At 63.6% G+C, this 17,904-nt stretch carries 16 protein-coding genes; 11 read left to right on the top strand and 5 right to left on the bottom strand.

The window, feature by feature from the left end:
* Positions 1-7: 7 nt before the first annotated feature.
* The gene (locus LB571_RS24660; protein WP_224598732.1) at positions 8-1,552 is read right to left on the bottom strand and encodes an alpha/beta hydrolase; all 1,545 of its coding nucleotides are present in this window, start codon (positions 1,550-1,552) and stop codon (positions 8-10) included.
* A 174-nt stretch (positions 1,553-1,726) separates the two neighbouring features.
* Here LB571_RS24660 and LB571_RS24665 point away from each other — a divergent pair, with 174 nt between their 5' ends.
* Positions 1,727-2,368, top strand: coding sequence for a class I SAM-dependent methyltransferase (locus tag LB571_RS24665; RefSeq protein WP_224598734.1), 642 nt, complete (start codon positions 1,727-1,729; stop codon positions 2,366-2,368).
* Between the two features lie 16 nt (positions 2,369-2,384).
* Here LB571_RS24665 and LB571_RS24670 read toward each other — a convergent pair whose 3' ends face one another.
* Entirely contained in the window at positions 2,385-3,059 is a 675-nt protein-coding gene (locus LB571_RS24670) for a TetR/AcrR family transcriptional regulator (protein ID WP_224598737.1), read from the bottom strand.
* A gap of 103 nt (positions 3,060-3,162) precedes the next feature.
* Entirely contained in the window at positions 3,163-4,107 is a 945-nt protein-coding gene (locus LB571_RS24675) for a nucleoside hydrolase (RefSeq protein WP_015316515.1), read from the bottom strand.
* Between the two features lie 102 nt (positions 4,108-4,209).
* Between LB571_RS24675 and LB571_RS24680 the strand changes: the two genes are divergently transcribed.
* From LB571_RS24680 to LB571_RS24695, 4 genes are all read left to right on the top strand, one after another.
* Positions 4,210-5,223: an isopenicillin N synthase family dioxygenase gene (locus LB571_RS24680; RefSeq protein WP_015316516.1), complete on the top strand. Its 1,014-nt coding sequence runs from the start codon at positions 4,210-4,212 to the stop codon at positions 5,221-5,223.
* An 80-nt stretch (positions 5,224-5,303) separates the two neighbouring features.
* Entirely contained in the window at positions 5,304-6,161 is an 858-nt protein-coding gene (locus LB571_RS24685; RefSeq protein WP_140660879.1) for an ABC transporter substrate-binding protein, read from the top strand.
* A gap of 56 nt (positions 6,162-6,217) precedes the next feature.
* Positions 6,218-7,159: an amino acid ABC transporter permease gene (locus tag LB571_RS24690; protein WP_224598740.1), complete on the top strand. Its 942-nt coding sequence runs from the start codon at positions 6,218-6,220 to the stop codon at positions 7,157-7,159.
* 50 nt (positions 7,160-7,209) lie between these two features.
* The gene (locus LB571_RS24695; protein WP_224598798.1) at positions 7,210-7,962 is read left to right on the top strand and encodes an amino acid ABC transporter ATP-binding protein; all 753 of its coding nucleotides are present in this window, start codon (positions 7,210-7,212) and stop codon (positions 7,960-7,962) included.
* A 19-nt stretch (positions 7,963-7,981) separates the two neighbouring features.
* Here LB571_RS24695 and LB571_RS24700 read toward each other — a convergent pair whose 3' ends face one another.
* The gene (locus LB571_RS24700; RefSeq protein WP_015316520.1) at positions 7,982-8,890 is read right to left on the bottom strand and encodes a hydrogen peroxide-inducible genes activator; all 909 of its coding nucleotides are present in this window, start codon (positions 8,888-8,890) and stop codon (positions 7,982-7,984) included.
* Positions 8,891-9,067: 177 nt separating this feature from the next.
* On the opposite strand from LB571_RS24700, the gene katG reads away from it, so the two are divergent.
* On the top strand, positions 9,068-11,278 hold the full coding sequence (katG, locus tag LB571_RS24705; RefSeq protein ID WP_224598743.1) for a catalase/peroxidase HPI: 2,211 nt from the start codon (positions 9,068-9,070) through the stop codon (positions 11,276-11,278).
* Between the two features lie 69 nt (positions 11,279-11,347).
* Here katG and LB571_RS24710 read toward each other — a convergent pair whose 3' ends face one another.
* Positions 11,348-12,025 (bottom strand): MIP family channel protein, encoded by a 678-nt coding sequence (locus tag LB571_RS24710; protein ID WP_224598746.1) that lies wholly within the window; start codon positions 12,023-12,025, stop codon positions 11,348-11,350.
* Between the two features lie 316 nt (positions 12,026-12,341).
* Here LB571_RS24710 and LB571_RS24715 point away from each other — a divergent pair, with 316 nt between their 5' ends.
* From LB571_RS24715 to guaA, 5 genes are all read left to right on the top strand, one after another.
* Positions 12,342-13,631: an RsmB/NOP family class I SAM-dependent RNA methyltransferase gene (locus tag LB571_RS24715; protein ID WP_224598749.1), complete on the top strand. Its 1,290-nt coding sequence runs from the start codon at positions 12,342-12,344 to the stop codon at positions 13,629-13,631.
* Positions 13,632-13,703: 72 nt separating this feature from the next.
* Positions 13,704-14,156 (top strand): TspO/MBR family protein, encoded by a 453-nt coding sequence (locus LB571_RS24720; RefSeq protein ID WP_224598752.1) that lies wholly within the window; start codon positions 13,704-13,706, stop codon positions 14,154-14,156.
* A gap of 98 nt (positions 14,157-14,254) precedes the next feature.
* A complete protein-coding gene (locus LB571_RS24725; RefSeq protein WP_023771340.1) occupies positions 14,255-14,713 on the top strand; it encodes a PaaI family thioesterase in 459 nt (152 codons plus the stop codon).
* Between the two features lie 105 nt (positions 14,714-14,818).
* Positions 14,819-15,487, top strand: coding sequence for a 5'-methylthioadenosine/S-adenosylhomocysteine nucleosidase (locus LB571_RS24730; RefSeq protein ID WP_224598775.1), 669 nt, complete (start codon positions 14,819-14,821; stop codon positions 15,485-15,487).
* Positions 15,488-15,542: 55 nt separating this feature from the next.
* Positions 15,543-17,105: a glutamine-hydrolyzing GMP synthase gene (gene guaA, locus LB571_RS24735; RefSeq protein ID WP_224598776.1), complete on the top strand. Its 1,563-nt coding sequence runs from the start codon at positions 15,543-15,545 to the stop codon at positions 17,103-17,105.
* Positions 17,106-17,904: the final 799 nt, after the last annotated feature.

A 17,904-nucleotide genomic window follows, 5' to 3' on the forward strand; every position in this document is an offset into this window, starting at 1 on the left:
GTCCGGATCAGCCGTGTCGCACAAGCGCGCCGATACCGTCGAGCAGCGCCTGCTGGTCGCCGACCCAGAACCAGTGGTCGTCGCCATCGACCTCGATGAACCGCGCGCCTGGAATCTTGGTCGCTAGGAACCGCCCCGCCTCGATGCGCACGGCGCGGTCGCCGGAACGGTGTAGGATCATCGTCGGGGCGGAGACGTTTGCCAGGAGGTGACGGACATCGGTGTCCCGCAACGCGTCGAGCAGCCCGGCGACCGCACCCGGGCTGGAGGCTGCCCTGAGCAATCCGGCCCACCAGGTTCTCGCCTGGCGGTCGCCAGCGAGGCTCGGTGCGAAGGTGTCGATTTCCGCCGGCCCACCCCAGCCCGCCAGCAGCCGTTGCTTCCACAGATCATACTGCGCGACGGTCAAGGCGTGGGGATAGTCAGGTGCACGGCTGCCTTTGGCGAGCGAGCCCCACAAGACAAGGCCCGTCAGCCGATCGGGATGCTGGACCGCAAAACGGATACAGCCCGGCCCACCCTCGGATGCGCCGACCAGCAAGGCCCGGCGGCTGTTGGCCGCGTTCATGACCGCCAGAATATCCTGCGCCGTCGCCTCGACCGTGGGGCGGGCACCGACGCGGTCGGAAAGCCCCATGCCGCGCCGGTCGAAGAGGATCAGGCGACCCAGGCGCGAAACCGCGGTCAGCCAGGCGCGGCAACACGGGTCTTCCCAGATACGCTCGACATGCGAAATAAAGCCGGGAACAAGCACGATGTCCGTCGGGCCGCTGCCGACGATCTGGTACGCGATGTGGATGCCGCCCACTGCGACATAGCGCGTCCTGGGCACGTCCAGGGCGGCGTCCTGAGTTGGTTGGCTCAGCATGGCAAGCGTGGCGGGGTCCGGCGCTACACCGAGTTCGTCCCGCAAGAGCCGGATGCACGTGTCGATCTGCCGCTCGGCCGCCGCCCTGTCCCCGGCCGCCAGATGGGCACGGATCAGATGTCGGTGCGCGCTTTCGCTCAAGGGGTCGAGTGCCGCCAGCCGTCTCGCGTGAACGACCGCGCCACGAGGCTGGCTGTCGGCGATCTTGGCGTCGATGAGCCGCTCCAGCGCCTGCACCAGCCGGCCACGCAACGTCTCTCGCCGAAAGAAGACCCATTCCTCGAATTGCGGACAGTCCGGCAGCAAGAAGCCGGCGAGATAGTCGTCTTTGTAGATCTCGGCTGCCTTGTCGAGAGCGCCGGAATTGCAGGCCTGCTCGAAAATCCTGGTGTCGATCTCGGCGGACAACGCCGGGTGCAGGCTTAGCGAGACGCCTGTGGCGGCGATGATCTCGTTGCCGAACGCGATGCGGATTTTGTACAGCGTGCGCCGAAGGCGGGCGCGTGCGGCCTGCTCGTCGGCTTCCGGCCACAACAGCGCGGCGGCGACCTCGCGCGCCACCGGCCCGCTGGCCTCGGCGAGATAGATGAGGAGGGCTGCCGCCTTGCGCAGGGCGAGTTCCACCCGCCGGCCGTTCAACCGGAACTCCGGAAAACCCAGAAATCGGAATTCCAATCGCTCCATCGATCCGACCACGGCCATGCAGGGACGTTGAGGGGACGCCGGCCTTCTATCCATTCCCACGACATCGGGCCGATCGGGTCCGATCATGAGACTCCCTTGGAGCGAGAAATGTCACTGGTCAATACTCTCACCCGCCCTGTCGGTGCCGCCAACACACGGCAAGGAGGCTGAGACATGTGCCAATCCTGTCTCTCCTGGTACGCGCGCTGCATTGCTCCCTACCTCGTCCACGCCGGCTGTTCGGCCAACGCTTTCACGGACATGCGAAGGCGTCTGATCCCGCAGGCAGGGGGCGTCGTCGTCGAAGTCGGCTTCGGCTCCGGCCTGAACCTTCCCCATTACGACGCCGCCAGGGTGAAGCGGCTGGTCGGCGTCGATCCCGACGGCACGATGCTGGGCCTTGCCGAACCGAAGAGCCGTTCCCTGCCATTCGATGTCGACTGCATCAGGGCCAGCGGTGAAAGGCTGCCCATGGCCGACAGCTTCGCCGACACGGTGGTCGTCACCTATGCCTTCTGCACCATTCCGGACCCCGAGGCGGCGTTGACCGAAATCCGGCGCATCCTCAAGCCCAAGGGCCGGCTGATCTTCATCGAGCACGGCCAGGCCGAAGGGCCGCGTTGCCGCCGGTGGCAAGAGCGTCTGAACCTGATATGGGGCCGGCTCGCCGGCGGCTGCCACCTCAATCGCGATCCATTGCACCTGATCCGGACGGCGGGCTTTCATATCGTCGAAGCGCAGCGCGAGCGGTTCCAGCTACCCTTCTGGCAGTTGGGAAGTCACCATGCCGGCATCGCGATACCCCTAACGGGTTGACGGGATGCCTCGTCCGCTAACGCCGCCCGCGCCGTATTTCCGCCGGCCGTGGCGCCGAACCCGGCTCCTGCACCAGCGGCCCCAGCAGCACCTCGCCGAACAGTGGCTGGTAGCTGCGGCGCACCGCCGGGTCCTCCTTGAAGGACAGCGCATATTGCCCGATCTGGTGGAAATAGGTGATGCGGGCCCTGACCAGGCTTTCGTCCTCGGGATAACCCATGGCGCGGAAGGAGCGGGTCAGGAGTTCGATGCGCAGGTCATCGATATCCTTGACCTCCTGCGCCAGCTTTTTCGACGTTCGTGACCAGTCGCGCACGGCGAGGTCGAGCAGGGGACTAAACGGCGCCTCGTCGACCCAAACATGCACGATGTCGGTGAAGAACTGCAGGCCGTCTATATCCTGCATCTCGCGCATAGCCCAGAAGGGCTCGCAATTGATATCTCGCCATTCTTGCAGCAGGCCGTCGCGAAGATCGGCCAGGCTGGTGAAATGGAAATAGAAGCTGCCGCGCGTCACCTTGAATTGCTTGGCGAGGCGGTCGATCTTGACCTCGCCAATGCCGTGCTTCTCCAGCACCTTGCGCGCCGCTGCGATCCAGGCCTCGCGACTCAGCGTCTGCCGCGCCGTCTTCCCAGGTCCCGCGGCTTTGGCTGGTCTCTTGCCTTTGGCCGGGGCGCTGTCCGATTTCATCCGATCAAGACCTTCATCGCACACGCAACGCCCACAAAACCGTTCGCCGGCTCCGATGCGCTTCGCGACTCATCAAGTGTCCATCTATCGCGGAAGGCGCAACTCAGGGCAATGCGCTGATCCGCTCCAGCATGAGTTCGAAGAACGGCGCGGGATCGATGCGCCGCAGGACGTTGCAGTTCTTGCGCCGGCCGGTGACGTGCCACCAGTCGACGACGGTCATGCCGATTGTCTCAGGCGAGACAATGTCGACCGTCACCGCGCACTGGCGCTGTTCATAGATTTGCGGTGCCAGGAGATAACCGGTGACGCAGGCGTCGTGGATGGGGCGTGCCGGCGTCTCGAATTTGTGGGTGCCATACTGGCGGTAGAAGTCGGCCAGGTTCGCGGCCTCGATCGCCGCGCGGCTGCCGCTTGCGCGCAGGCGGTCGAGCCACTCAGGCGTCATCAGCGCCGTGTAGGTGCAATCGATGCCCGCCATGGTCACCGGCGCGCCGCTGTCGAACACCTTGTGCGCGGCATGCGGGTCGACGAAGATGTTGAACTCAGCCGCCGGCGTCGCGTTGCCACCCTGGAAGAAGCCGCCGCCCATCAGCACCACTTCGCGCAGACGGGGCACGATCCTCGGCTCCATGGTCATGGCCATGGCCAGATTCGTCATTGGCCCGAGCGTGCAAACGGTCAATTCGCCTTCCGGCGCGTCCATGATGGTGCGCACCATGTAGTTCACCGCGTGTTCGCCCCGCAGCGGCGTCACCGGTTCGGCAAGGTCGGCGCCGTCGAGGCCGGTTTCCCCATGGACATATTCGGCGGTGATCAGCTTGCGCACCATCGGCGCCGGGCAGCCGGCATAAACGGGCACATCGGGCCGCCCGGCGAGTTCGACGACTTTCAGCGCATTCTTCGAGGTCAGGGCAAGCGGCACGTTGCCGCCGACCGTGGTGATGCCGACCACGTCGAGTTCATCAGGCGACCCCAGTGCGAAGAGGATGGCGAAGGCGTCGTCCTGGCCCGGATCGGTATCGATGATGATCTTGCGTGGTGCCATGATGCCGCGTCCTTCCTTTTGCGATCGAAAGCCTATTGATGAGGCCGTTCGGATGTGTAGAAATACAGTACTGTATCTTATGTTCAAGACAGGGTGTTCGAAATGGATGCACAAGAGCGCGGCGATTTTTCCGAAATTCCGATCCTCGACGTTTCGCCGCTCTATGGCGACGACGAAGGCGCGATCAGGGAAACGGCAGCGACACTGCGCCGCTATCTCGAGACGATCGGCTTCCTCTATGTCACCGGCCACCCCATTCCGCGCACCGATGTCGAAGCGGTCCGCGAGGCCTCCAAGCGTTTCTTCGCCTTGCCCGAGGAGGAGAAGGCGAAGCTGAAGATCGACAAGAATTTCCGCGGCTACTTGCCCTTTGCCGGCTCGACCATCGTGACCTCGTCCGTGGCGGCCGTCAGCAAGCCGAACCAGAGCGAATCGATCTTCTTCATGCACGAGGTCGGCGCCGACGACCCCCGGGCCTTGGCAGGCAAGCCGCTGCAAGGCCCCAACCAGTGGCCTGACGAGGCCGCCCTTGCCGGCTTCAGGGAGACCATCGAGCGCTATGTCCAGGAGATGGGCACGCTCGCCCGCAAGATGGTGCGCGCCATCGCGCTTTCGCTCGGGCTGCCCTCCGACAGTCTCGACCGCTATTTCGAGCAGCCGACGACTTTCCTGCGGCTGCTGCACTATCCGACGCAGCCCCAGGAAGAGGGGCTTTTCGGTTCGGCGCCGCACACCGACTACGGCTTCATCACGCTGCTCGCCCAGGACAATGTCGGCGGCCTCGAGGTTAAGAACAAGGCGGGCGACTGGGTTCCCGCGCCGCCGGTTCCGGATTCCTTCGTCATGAATGTCGGCGACATCCTGGCGCGTTGGTCGAATGACCAGTTCGTCTCGACGCCGCACCGCGTCATCAACCGCTCCGGACGCGAGCGCTATTCGCAGCCCTTCTTCTTCGATCCCTCAATGGACGAGACGATCGCCGCACTTTCGGTCTGTGTGCCGGCCGGCACACAGCCGAAATACGAGCCAGTGCTCTATGGCGATTACCTGATGGAGCGCATCGACAAGAATTATCATTATCGAAAGAAGAAGGCGGCCGAAGCAGCCGCTTCCTAAGGGACACCGAGCCCGTGCCGGCCACTGGCCCGGGCTCTGCCGGAAAGACTGCAAACAAGGACAAGAAAAGGGGAACAGCAATGAACAGATATCTGCGAATGACCAGCCTTGCATTGGCGCTCTCCACCACCGTCGGGGGCGGGGTTTCCAAAGCCGCCGACGTGCCGAAATCGGCTGAGGTGAAAGAGAGCGGAACGCTCGCCGTCGCCAACACTCTGGACTTCGCGCCGTTCGAATATCTCGACGCCGACGGCAAGCAGACCGGCATCATCGTCGAACTCGCCGGCGAGGTGGCCAAGCTCGTCGACGCCAAGCTCGATATCCAGCGCACGCCGTTCCCGTCGATGATCCCGGGTCTTGCGGCGGGCCGCTTCAAGATCGCCTGGGAGACCTTCTCGGCCACGCCGGAGCGCCTGAAGCAGGTCGATTTCATCATGTTCCTGAAGGCAGGGCTCGCCGTCTCGACATCGCCCGACAAGAAGGCGAGCTTCAGCGGCGACATGCCGCTCTGTGGCAAGCGCATCGGCGTCTCGGCCGGCAGCGCCTCGGATTTCCTGGTCGACAAGCTCGGTAAGGAATGCACCGACAAGGGCCAAAAGGCTATCGAGAAATCGGTGTTCAACTCCTCCACCGATATCGTCCAGGCCGTGCTTTCGGACCGCGTCGACGCGCGTATGGACGATGCCACCGCATCGAGCTATTTCGAGGTGACGAGCAAGGGCCAGTTGGTGGTCCTGCCGACGCTTTACGAGGTCGCGCCGCTCGGCATGGCGATCGCCAAGGACGACAAGCAGACCGCCGACATGATGGTGGCGGCACTTGCCGAACTGTTCAAGAACGGCACGTACAAAGCTATCCTGGAGAAATACGGCATGGGCGCCTATGCGATCAAGGAACCCTATTTCGTCGGCACCATGGACGCGCTTCGCGCCGAATAGAGACCATCCGGCGCCTGATGAACGTCAGGCGCCGGCCCGCAAGCTGGAGACATCCGATGGGCGTTGCCCTCCCGACCGACATCGGCGTCGAGCCAAGCGTTTCCGCCGCCGTGTCACGACTGACCGTCGTGCCGCAGCGCCGCTATGGCATTTGGGTCGGTACGGCGTTCGCCCTGCTGCTGGCCTTCCTCATCATTCGTGCTTTCGCCAGCAACCCGGCCTTTGCCTGGGGCACGGCAGCCGGATACCTGTTCCATCCCTCGATCATGCGAGGCCTCGGCAACACGCTGATGCTCACCGTCATCATCATGGTGCTGGCGATCGTCGTCGGCACCGTCATCGCCATCATGCGGGTGTCGCCGAGCCCGGTGCTGCGCGCCTTTTCCGGCGTCTATGTCTGGTTCTTCAGGGGTGTCCCAGCCCTGATCCAGCTGATCTTCTGGTTCAACCTGTCGCTGCTGGTGCGCGAAATCTCGCTGACTTTGCCGTTCATAGGCACGCTGTTTTCCGTGCGCACCAATGATTTCATGACGCCGTTCTTCTCCGCCGTGGTGGCGCTTTCGCTGTGCGAGGCCGGCTACATGGCCGAGATCATCCGGGCCGGCATCAAGTCGGTGCCGTCTGGCCAGTCAGAGGCGGCGAGCGCGCTCGGCATGCCCTACCGCATGATCCTGAAGCGCATCACCTTGCCGCAGGCCATGCGCTTCGTGCTGCCGCCGACCGGCAATGAGGCGATCAACCTCCTGAAGATGACGTCGCTGGTGACGTTCATCGCCGTCGACGACCTGTTCTATACCGCGCAGAGCATCTATGCGCGCACCTTCGAGACCATTCCGCTGCTGATCGTGGTCGCCTTCTGGTATCTCGCGGTGGTCAGCATCATGTCGGTGGGGCAGCATTTCCTGGAGCGCCATTTCGGCCGCAGCGATGTCAGACGCGACCCCCTGACGATGCGCACCTTGCGCAACGTGATCAGCCTGCGCGGCGTTGCTCGATGAGTGATGTGAAGTCCGAAAATCGTGCCCGCTTCGGGGTGCCCGCCAACTCCATGGTGTTCGCGCGCGGCGTGCGCAAAACCTATGGCCAGCTTGAAGTTCTCAAAGGTGTCGACGTCGATGTACCGGAGGGATCGGTCGCCTGCATCATCGGCCCGTCGGGATCGGGCAAGAGCACGTTCCTGCGCTGCATCAACCATTTGGAAAAACTCAGCGGCGGCATCCTGCTCGTCGACAGCCAGTTCGTCGGCTACGACCTCCAGGGCGACAAGCTCTATGAGGTGAAGGACGATCTTCTGTGCCGGCGCCGCGCCGAGATCGGCATGCTGTTCCAGTCGTTCAACCTATTCTCGCACATGACGGTGATGGAGAACCTGATCGAGGCGCCGACGCAGGTGCGGCGCATTCCAGTCGACCAGGCAAAGACCGAGGCGGAGGTGCTGCTGCGGCGTGTCGGCCTGGCCGATAAGGTAGACCGCTATCCCCGCGAACTGTCCGGGGGCCAGCAGCAGCGTGTCGCGATCGCGCGCGCCCTGGCGATGAAGCCCAAGGTGCTGCTCTTCGACGAGCCGACCTCGGCGCTGGATCCGGAACTGGTCGGCGAAGTCCTGCAGGTCATGCGCGACCTTGCCGAGAGCGGCATGACGATGGTCGTCGTCACCCACGAGGTCGGCTTTGCCCGTGAGATCGGCGACCAGCTCGTGTTCATGGACGGCGGCGTGATCGTCGAACGCGGCGCGCCGCGCGAGATGATCGCCAACCCGGTGTCGCCGCGCACCCGCGAGTTCCTGTCGCGGGTGCTGTAACGAGCGTTAGGGCCACCTCTCAGGCCGCCAACAGCGCCGGGCCTAGCCCCCGTATAATCTTGGCTAGCTCGACGCATTCCCCGTGCCGCGCATTGTTGCGTCGCCAGGCCAGGCAGATCATGCGCTGCGGCATCGGTTCCTGGAACGGCACGATCTTGAGGTCGGGGATGGTGCCGGCGGGGCCGGTCGCCATTTCGGGGATGAGCGTGACGCCGAGCCCGTGCGCCACCATCTGCAGGAGCGTGGTCAGGCTGGTCGCGCCATAGCTTGCCATCGCCACCGGCCGCACATTGCCGCAGACGGCCAGCGCCTGTTCGCGCAGGCAATGGCCTTCTTCCAGCAGCATCAGTCTTTCCAGCGCCGGGCTCTCGGGTGGAACCGGCGGCGAGGCAAAGGCCGGATCGTCCGACGGCACGGCCAGGAAGAACCGGTCGGGAAAGAGCGCCTCGGTGATCAGTCCTGGATGGTCGAGCGGAAGTGCCGCGATGAAGGCGTCGAGTTTTCGCGATGCGGTGTCTTCGACCAGGGAGGTGGTGACCGCCTCGCGCAATTCGAGCAGCAAGGCCGGGAAATGCTTCTTCAGTTCGGGCAAGGCGCGTGGCAGAAGATAGGGCGCGACAGTCGGGATGATGCCCAGCCGGAAGCGTCCCTCCATGGCCGTGCGGCCGCGCCGGGCCGTCGTTTCCACGTCACGTATGTCAGCCAGGATGCGCTCGATACGCGGCAACAGGGCGATCGCCTCGTCCGTCATGCGCACCGACTTGCCGCCGCGTTCGAACAGCCGGCAGTTCAGCCGTTGCTCCATTTCGGCGATCTGCGAGGACAGCGCCGGCTGGCTGACACCGGCAAGTTTCGCCGCACGCCCGAAATGCAGCGTCTGCGCCAGCGCGTCGAAATAATGCATCTGGCGAACTGTCAATCCGATCATGCGGTCAAGGCCATCATAAGAAAGTCCTATCGAAATAAACAGGAAAGACAATTTGTTTTTATCGACGGTCTGGCCTAGGCTGGAATGGTTCCAGATTGGCGCGGGCCGCTGGCCGCCCCCAAAATCTCGGCAAAAATCAACCTCGGCAAATCAAACCTCGGCAAATTGGAGTGAGAGATGGACGCGAAAACCGACGACAGCAGCGCGGGCAAATGCCCTGTCGCGCATGGGTCCGCCGGCCGGACCAACCGTGACTGGTGGCCGAACCAGCTTGACCTTGGCGTTCTCCATCAGCAGTCGAACCTGTCGGACCCGATGGGCGAGGACTTCGACTATGCCAAGGAATTCGCCAGCCTCGATCTCGATGCGGTCATCAAGGACCTGCACCAAGTGATGACGGATTCGCAGGATTGGTGGCCCGCCGACTTCGGCCATTACGGGCCGCTGTTCATCCGCATGGCCTGGCACAGCGCCGGCACCTACCGCATCGGTGATGGCCGCGGCGGTGCCGGAGCCGGCCAGCAGCGTTTCGCGCCGCTCAACAGCTGGCCTGACAACGCCAATCTCGACAAGGCGCGCCGCCTGCTCTGGCCGGTCAAGCAGAAATATGGCCGCAAGATTTCCTGGGCCGACCTGTTGATCCTCACCGGCAACGTCGCGCTGGAATCGATGGGCTTCAAGACCTTCGGCTTCGCCGGCGGCCGCGCCGACGTCTGGGAGCCCGAGCAGGACGTGGACTGGGGTTCGGAAACCAAGTGGCTGGGCGACGAGCGCTACTCGGGCGACCGCGAGCTTCGCGGCCATCTCGGTGCCGTGCAGATGGGACTGATCTACGTCAATCCGGAAGGGCCGAACGGCAAGCCCGATCCGCTCGCCTCGGCCCGTGATATTCGGGAAACCTTCGCGCGCATGGCGATGACCGACGAAGAAACCGTGGCGCTGATCGCCGGCGGCCACACTTTCGGCAAGACCCACGGCGCCGGCGATGCCTCGCTGGTGGGCGCGGAGCCGGAAGGTGCCGGCATCGAGGCGCAGGGCCTCGGCTGGTCGAGCAAACATGCGTCAGGTATTGCCGGCGACGCCATCACCTCGGGTCTCGAAGTCACCTGGACCACGACGCCGACCAAGTGGAGCAACAACTTCTTCGACAATCTGTTCAATTTCGAATGGGAGCTGACGAAGAGCCCGGCGGGCGCCCATCAGTGGACGCCGAAGGGTGGCGCCGGTGCCGGCACGGTGCCGGATGCGCACAACCCCTCGAAGCATCACGCGCCGGCCATGCTGACCACCGACCTCGCGCTGCGGGCCGACCCCGCCTATGAGAAGGTCTCGCGGCGTTTCCACGAACATCCGGATCAGTTCGCCGATGCCTTCGGCCGCGCCTGGTTCAAGCTGACCCATCGCGACATGGGTCCGGCGGTGCGCTATCTCGGCCCGTTGGTGCCCAAGGAAGAGCTGATCTGGCAGGACCCGATCCCGGCGCTCGACCATGAACTGGTCAACGAGCAGGACATCGCATCGCTGAAGGCCAAGATCCTGGCCTCCGGCCTGTCGGTTTCCGAACTGGTCTCGACGGCCTGGGCCGCGGCTTCGACCTTCCGCAACTCCGACAAGCGCGGCGGCGCCAATGGCGCACGCATCCGGTTGGCGCCGCAGAAGGACTGGGAAGTCAACCAGCCGGCCGAACTGTCGAAGGTGCTTGCCAGGCTCGAAGGCATCCAGACGGAGTTCAACACCGCGCAGACCGGCGACAAGAAGGTCTCGCTGGCCGACCTGATCGTGCTCGGCGGTGTCGCCGCGGTCGAGAAGGCCGCCAAGGATGGCGGCAACGACGTGAAGGTGCCGTTCACGCCCGGCCGCATGGATGCATCGCAGGAGCAGACGGACGTCCACTCCTTTGCCGCGCTCGAGCCGAAAGTCGACGGCTTCCGCAACTATGTCAGGGGCAGGCAGCCCATGTCGGTTGAAGCCATGCTGGTCGACCGCGCGCAGTTGCTGGGCCTGACGGCGCCGGAACTGACGGTGCTTGTTGGGGGCTTGCGGGTGCTCGGCGCCAACACCGGGCACTCAAAGCACGGCGTGTTCACCGACAGGCCGGGTAGGCTGACCAACGACTTTTTCGTCAACCTGCTCAGCATGAGCACGGTCTGGGATCCGGCTGCCGGTTCTGTTCCGGGTTCGGAAGAAGTGTACGAAGCGCGCGACCGCAAAACCAAGGTAGTCAGGTGGACCGGCACCCGTGCCGACCTGATCTTCGGTTCGCATGCGCAGCTGCGGGCATTGGCCGAGGTCTACGGATCGGCGGACGCCGGGCGGAAATTCGCCCGAGATTTCGTTGCGGCATGGACCAAGGTGATGAACGCCGACCGCTTTGACATCGCGGCCTGACCCGAGCTTGAGGACCTACGAAAAGAGGCGCGGGCCACGGCCCGCGCCTCTTGCATTCAGGCTCTGGAATCAATCCTTCTCGAAGACACGCACCTTGGCGACGACGCCGGCAATGGCGCCGCCGATCAGCGGTGCGACGATGAACAACCAGAGTTGGCTAAGTGCGGCACCGCCGGTAAACAACGCCGGGCCGATCGAGCGCGCTGGATTGACCGAGGTACCGGTGACCGGGATCATGGCGAAGTGAATGGCCGCCAGCGTCAGGCCGATGACCAGGCCGGCAAACGCCGTCGAGTGCTTTTCAGCGGTAACGCCAAGGATCACAGTGACGAAGGTGAAGGTGCCGATCAGCTCCCACAGGAACGCCGAGCTCATGCCCCATTTCGTCTCGTCCCAGCCATTGGCGCCGAAGCCGCCGGTATGGCCGCCGGTCTGGCCGGAAACGATGATCCACAACGCCAGCGAGGCGATGATGGCGCCGATGATCTGCGCGATCCAATAGGGAATGACGTCCTTGGCCGGCAGCCGGCCAGCCAGGAACACGCCGAGCGTCACCGCCGGATTGAGATGCGCGCCCGAAATCGGGCCGATCGCATAGGCCGCCGCGATGAGGCCGATGCCGAATGCCAGACCGATGCCTTCCTGGCCAAGCGGCAGCGCGCCGCCGAAGCCCCCCGTCACCACGGACGCCGTACCGATGAACACCAACAGAAATGTGCCTAGAACTTCCGCCAGATAAATCTTCATTGCCCTCTCCTCGTGACGATCCGCCGGTCCACGTTTTCCGCGCCGCGAATCATGACGGCAAGAGTATTCCCAACCGAAAAACTTGGAAAGCAGAGCTGTAGCGCCACACGCCGTCCTTCCGGCCGCCAGTTAAGAACATTAGAGATCTTGTATCTACTAGTCCGCCTGCTTCTAACCGCCGCGAAGATTTACCGGTCGGACAGGTTTCGCCGACCACCGCCAGATCGCGCTCGCGGCGAAGCCGGGCGGGGTTCAATCCGGACGTGAAAGGCTCTAAGAGCAGACCGGATAATGTGCTCGATTGATGGAATGACGAATGCGACTGGGCGGACGGCTGGCTGCGGCCATTGAAGTGCTGGAGGACATTGGTCGGCGTCACCGGCCGGTGGCCGACGCGCTGAAGGATTGGGGCCTGTCCCATCGCTTCGCCGGCGGTGGGGATCGCGCCGCGATCGGCAACATCGTCTACGACGCGCTGCGCCGTAAGCGCTCCGCCGGCTGGTTGCTGGGCGAAGACACACCGCGTGCCATCGGCTTCGGGGCGCTGCTGCTCGAATGGAGCCAGACGGCGCAGTCGCTCAACGCAGCGCTCGAAGGTGACAAATTCGCGCCGCCGCTGCTGAGCGCCACGGAACTCCAGGCAATCGCGGAACGCCGGCTTGCCGACGCGCCGCCTGCTGTTCGCGCCGACATTCCCGATTGGTGCGAACCGCTTTTCCAGCGGGCCTTCGGCGAGACATGGGTCGAGGAGGGCGCGGCGCTCGCCACACGTCCGCCGCTCGACATCCGGGTCAACACGCTGCAGGCCGATCGCGCCAAGGTGTTGGCCGAACTCGCGCAGACCGGTGCCAGTGCCGCACGGATCGCACCCTACGGCATCCGCATCCCGCCGATCGACGGTGACGGCCGGCATCCGAACGTGCAAGCCGAGCCGGCCTTTCAGAAAGGCTGGTTCGAGGTCCAGGACGAGGGGTCGCAAATTGCGGCGGCGCTTGCCGGCGCGACGGCTGGCATGCAGGTGCTCGATTTCTGCGCCGGCGCAGGCGGCAAGACGCTGGCTTTGTCGGCGGCGATGGACAACCACGGTCAAATCTTCGCTCACGATGCCGAAAAGGCGCGGCTGGCGCCAATCTTCGACCGCATTCGCCGCTCGGAAAACCGCAATGTGCAGGTCGCCACCAAGCCGGCCGAGCTTGCCCCGCTGACCGGCCACATGGACATCGTGCTGGTCGACGCGCCCTGCACCGGCAGCGGCACCTGGCGGCGGCGTCCCGACGCCAAATGGCGGCTGACGCAGAGACAGCTTGATGCCCGCAAGGGCGAGCAGGCGACGATCCTCGATGCCGCCAGAACCTACGTCAAACTCGGTGGCCTGCTGGTCTACGTAACCTGCTCCGTGTTCGACGAGGAGAACGGTGAACAAATCGCCGCGTTTCGCGAGCGGCACAGCGGCTTTGCCCCGGTCGATCATCGCCAGCTCTGGGACAGCCGTTTTCCCGGCCATACCGCCGCGATGCGGATCGGTGCCCTGGGTGGCATTTCGCTCTCGCCGGCGCTGAGCGGCACAGACGGATTTTATTTTTGCGCCATGCGCCGGGCGAACTGACGCTGTCGTTGACAGCTGCCCGCAGCGCCCCAATTGCAGATGCGCGGCGTTGCGCCGCCACAGGGTGAATGCTTGCAAAGATATCTGTCGCTTCTGCTGTTCCTCTTCCTGGTGCTGGGCGGAGGCCTGCTGATCGGTTTCGCCACCTTGCCAGGTGCCTGGTATGCATCGCTGGCCAAGCCTTCCTTCAATCCGCCCAACTGGGTTTTCGCGCCTGCCTGGACACTGCTCTATGTGCTGATCGCCGTGGCCGGCTGGCGGACATGGTTGCGGGACCCGGCCGGCACCGCGATGAAGATCTGGGGCGCTCAGCTCGTCCTGAATTTCCTGTGGTCGCCAACCTTCTTCGGCGCAAAAATGATGGGGCCTGCTCTGGTCATCATCGTGCTTCTTCTGACCGTCATCGTGCTGTTTATCGCAAGCGTCTGGACCCGCGATCGGCTCGCCGGCTGGCTTTTCGTGCCCTACGCGGCGTGGGTGGCGTTCGCCACCTTGCTCAACGCCTCGCTTCTTTGGCTGAACTAGGTCGCGTTCGATGCGGTTTGCTGCAGTGCAGCAAAAGCATTTGCCTGCCGCTCATGCCTCTGCGATAAGCTTTCCCGGCAAACGTGAAGGCAACGGCGATGGCAGCAAAGATCGTACCGGCTCCGGACTATGAGGATCGCGTCAGGGCGTCCTTCGCCCGCCAGCAGGCGATGGCGACGATCGGCGCCGAACTGACATTGGTGACCCCCGGCATCATCGAGATCGAGATGCCTTATTCGGCGGCGCTGACCCAGCAGCATGGATTCCTGCATGCCGGCGTCATTTCGACGGCGCTGGACTCGGCTTGCGGCTATGCGGCGTTCTCGCTCATGCCGGAGAATTCTGGCGTGCTGACCATCGAATTCAAGGTCAACCTTCTGGCGCCGGGCCGGGGTGAGCGTTTTCTGTTCCGCGGTTCGGTGACCAAACCCGGCCGTACCATCATCGTTGCCGACGGCCAGGCCTATGCCTTCGCCACCGACGGCGAGGCCAAGCTGATCGCCACCATGACCGGGACGATGATGACGGTGCTAGGCCGTGATGGTATCGCTGGGTGAGTGGCCGGTTCGCCGCAGGCGAATTTAATCGTGCCGGCGGCACGGAGCTGCCGCTGGCAGCGGCCACGCCGTTGGTCATAATGTAGCGCAAGCAGGAGGATCGCCATGACTGGCAACGTCGTGCGCATTGGCGGCAAGGATGTCCTCTTCGTCATGGCGGCGCGGGCCGAATATGGCCAGCATCTGCAGCGACTGTTCACGCCGCTGATGACGGGCGTGGGCCCGGTCGAGGCCGGCGTCAGGCTGGGCGCCGAACTGTCCTGGTTGAAGTCGGACAAGGCATTGCCCGATCTGGTGGTATCGCTCGGCTCCGCCGGTAGCCGGACCCTGGAGCAGACCGAAATCTACCAGGCCGTCTCCGTCAGCTATCGCGACATCGATGCCTCGCCGCTGGGCTTCGAAAAAGGCGCGACGCCGTTTCTCGACCTGCCGGTGATCGTACCGTTGCCGTTGCGTATTTCCGAAATCAAGGAGGCGACACTGTCGACCGGCGGCGCCGTCATTACCGGCGCGGCGTACGAAGCGATCGTCGCCGACATGGTCGACATGGAGACCTTCGCCTGCTTGCGCGCCTGTCAGCTTTTCGACATCCCGCTCATCGGGCTGCGCGGCATTTCCGACGGCGCGGCTGATCTCAGGCACGTCGGCGACTGGACCGAATATCTGCACGTCATCGATGAAAAGCTGGCCGACGCCGTCATGCGGCTCGAACAGGCGATCGGTTCGGGCTTGCTCCGGCCGGATTCACCTCGTGACGAGGCGATACCGCTCTGAAAGTCAGGCGACGCAACCCATTGCGCAGACTCGTTTCTTTCTCTAAAGGCTCGCCATGACGACAGCCAATCACACCGACACCGTCCTGATTGTCGATTTCGGCAGCCAGTTTACGCAGCTCATCGCCCGCCGCATCCGCGAGGCCGGCGTGTTTTCCGAGATCGTGCCGTTCCAGTCGGCCGAGGCGGCATTCAAGCGCATCAACCCGAAAGCGGTCATCCTGTCCGGCGGCCCGGCTTCGACGTCCGATATCGGCAGCCCGCGCGCGCCGCAGATCGTCTTCGATGCCGGCGTGCCTGTGCTTGGCATCTGCTATGGCCAGATGGCCATGTGCGTGCAGATGGGTGGCGTCGCCGAAAGCTCCAACCATCGCGAATTCGGCCGCGCCTTTGTCGAGATCGAGAAGGACAGCCCGCTGTTCGAGGGCCTGTGGGCCACAGGCCAGCGCCATCAGGTGTGGATGAGTCATGGCGATCGCGTCATCGCCCTGCCGCCTGGCTTCGAGGTGTTCGGCAAATCGGAAAGCTCGCCCTTCGCCATCTTCGGCAATGTCGAACGCAGGATGTACGGCATCATGTTCCACCCCGAGGTGGTGCATACGCCGGATGGTGCGAGGCTGCTCAGGAACTTCGTCCACAACATCGCCGGCATCGAAGGCGACTGGACGATGCGCGCCTATCGCGAGCGCGCGGTCGAGGCGATCCGCAAGCAGGTCGGCAAGGGCAAGGTCATCTGCGCGCTGTCGGGCGGCGTGGATTCCTCGGTGGCGGCGCTGCTCATCCACGAGGCGGTCGGCGACCAGCTCACCTGCATTCTTGTCGACCATGGCCTGATGCGCAAGGACGAGGCCGCTGGTGTGGTGGCGATGTTCCGCCAGCACTACAATCTGCCTTTGATCCTGGTCGACGCCTCGGAAAAATTCATCTCTGCGCTGGAAGGCGAGTCCGACCCGGAAAAGAAGCGCAAGACCATTGGCCGGTTGTTCATCGAAGTGTTCGAGGACGAGGCCAAGAAGCTCGGCGGCGCCGATTTCCTGGCGCAAGGCACGCTCTATCCCGACGTCATCGAGAGCGTCTCCTTCACCGGCGGCCCCTCGGTCACCATCAAGTCCCACCACAATGTCGGCGGCCTGCCCGAGCGCATGAACATGCAACTGGTCGAGCCGTTGCGCGAACTGTTCAAGGACGAGGTGAGGGCGCTGGGCAAGGAACTCGGCCTGCCCGAAAGCTTCATCGGACGCCATCCGTTCCCTGGCCCCGGCCTCGCCATCCGCTGCCCGGGCGGCATCACGCGGGAAAAGCTGGAGATCCTGCGCGAGGCCGACGCCATCTATCTCGACGAAATCCGCAAGGCCGGCCTCTATGACGCGATCTGGCAGGCCTTCGCCGTGCTGCTGCCGGTGCAGACTGTCGGCGTCATGGGCGACGGCCGCACCTACGAATTCGTCTGTGCGCTACGCGCCGTGACCTCCGTCGACGGCATGACGGCCGACTTCTATCACTACGACATGGCCTTCCTGGGCGCCGCCGCCACCCGCATCATCAATGAAGTCCGCGGCATCAACCGCGTGGTGTATGACGTGACGTCGAAGCCGCCTGGCACAATCGAGTGGGAGTGAGGGGCAGACGGCAATAGCATAGGTTCGGCACGTAGCGTCGCCTTTCCAAAACAGTCTGACGGCACTGAAATGTGGCTGTGCGCGGATGCAAAGCGTCCTCTGATCTGTGTAGAGCCTTGGCGTACAATGGCGTGCAGATAGGCGGGTTTGGACAGATTGCCAGCTCTGAACTCGACCTGGGCCTGTCCAAACGTTGCGTCGGTGTAAGCAGGCGCTATGGACAGCGCCTGCGAAAAGGCGCTCCGCGCGGCCGGCGGTCATTGAGACCCAGTTCGGTGAAACCCAGCTGAACCAGCGCGTCGGTATTGCGGGCTGAAGAGCAAGGACACGCTTCAGCGACCCGGCGGCTTCTTCGAAATACTGTTCCTGCCGGGCCTTGACGCCTTGCGCATAAAGACTATCGGCCCGTTTGTCCATGTGCCGCAGTCGCGCAACCGAGATACAGAACCGCGTATCCGGCAAGTGCGACAAGTCGCTTCTGGTGCATCAGACCTTCCCGCCGCGGCTATGATGGCTTGGTGCGACATTCGTGCCCCGCCCCTTCTCCAGGTTTCTTGCCTTCCGTCGCGGAAACCATGTGCTGAAATTTCAAGGCCATGGCCTAGAATGCTTCAAGTGGGAGAATTGTGTCTTCTACAATATCACCTTAAAATATGTTTAAAAAAAATATTATGAGATATACATGTTAGATGACTGAGAGCTATGCTAATGGCGACGGAAATATATACATAGATAATCACGTGTCTTGTCGAGATATATGCGTATGGTTCATATTGTCGCAAATTTTACATAAACATAG

It is taken from the genome of Mesorhizobium sp. BR1-1-4 (assembly GCF_020165375.1).
Lineage (GTDB): Bacteria > Pseudomonadota > Alphaproteobacteria > Rhizobiales > Rhizobiaceae > Mesorhizobium > Mesorhizobium australicum.

Bases quoted from the DNA above. Each gene is read 5' to 3' on its own strand.
- LB571_RS24675 (WP_015316515.1), bottom strand. From the start codon at position 4,107: ATGGCACCACGCAAGATCATCATCGATACCGATCCGGGCCAGGACGAC.
- LB571_RS24665 (WP_224598734.1), top strand. From the start codon at position 1,727: ATGTGCCAATCCTGTCTCTCCTGGTACGCGCGCTGCATTGCTCCCTAC.
- guaA (WP_224598776.1), top strand. From the start codon at position 15,543: ATGACGACAGCCAATCACACCGACACCGTCCTGATTGTCGATTTCGGC.
- LB571_RS24695 (WP_224598798.1), top strand. From the start codon at position 7,210: ATGGTGTTCGCGCGCGGCGTGCGCAAAACCTATGGCCAGCTTGAAGTT.
- LB571_RS24715 (WP_224598749.1), top strand. From the start codon at position 12,342: ATGCGACTGGGCGGACGGCTGGCTGCGGCCATTGAAGTGCTGGAGGAC.
- LB571_RS24670 (WP_224598737.1), bottom strand. From the start codon at position 3,059: ATGAAATCGGACAGCGCCCCGGCCAAAGGCAAGAGACCAGCCAAAGCC.
- LB571_RS24685 (WP_140660879.1), top strand. From the start codon at position 5,304: ATGAACAGATATCTGCGAATGACCAGCCTTGCATTGGCGCTCTCCACC.
- LB571_RS24700 (WP_015316520.1), bottom strand. From the start codon at position 8,890: ATGATCGGATTGACAGTTCGCCAGATGCATTATTTCGACGCGCTGGCG.
- LB571_RS24660 (WP_224598732.1), bottom strand. From the start codon at position 1,552: ATGGAGCGATTGGAATTCCGATTTCTGGGTTTTCCGGAGTTCCGGTTG.
- LB571_RS24690 (WP_224598740.1), top strand. From the start codon at position 6,218: ATGGGCGTTGCCCTCCCGACCGACATCGGCGTCGAGCCAAGCGTTTCC.
- LB571_RS24710 (WP_224598746.1), bottom strand. From the start codon at position 12,025: ATGAAGATTTATCTGGCGGAAGTTCTAGGCACATTTCTGTTGGTGTTC.
- LB571_RS24725 (WP_023771340.1), top strand. From the start codon at position 14,255: ATGGCAGCAAAGATCGTACCGGCTCCGGACTATGAGGATCGCGTCAGG.
- katG (WP_224598743.1), top strand. From the start codon at position 9,068: ATGGACGCGAAAACCGACGACAGCAGCGCGGGCAAATGCCCTGTCGCG.
- LB571_RS24680 (WP_015316516.1), top strand. From the start codon at position 4,210: ATGGATGCACAAGAGCGCGGCGATTTTTCCGAAATTCCGATCCTCGAC.
- LB571_RS24730 (WP_224598775.1), top strand. From the start codon at position 14,819: ATGACTGGCAACGTCGTGCGCATTGGCGGCAAGGATGTCCTCTTCGTC.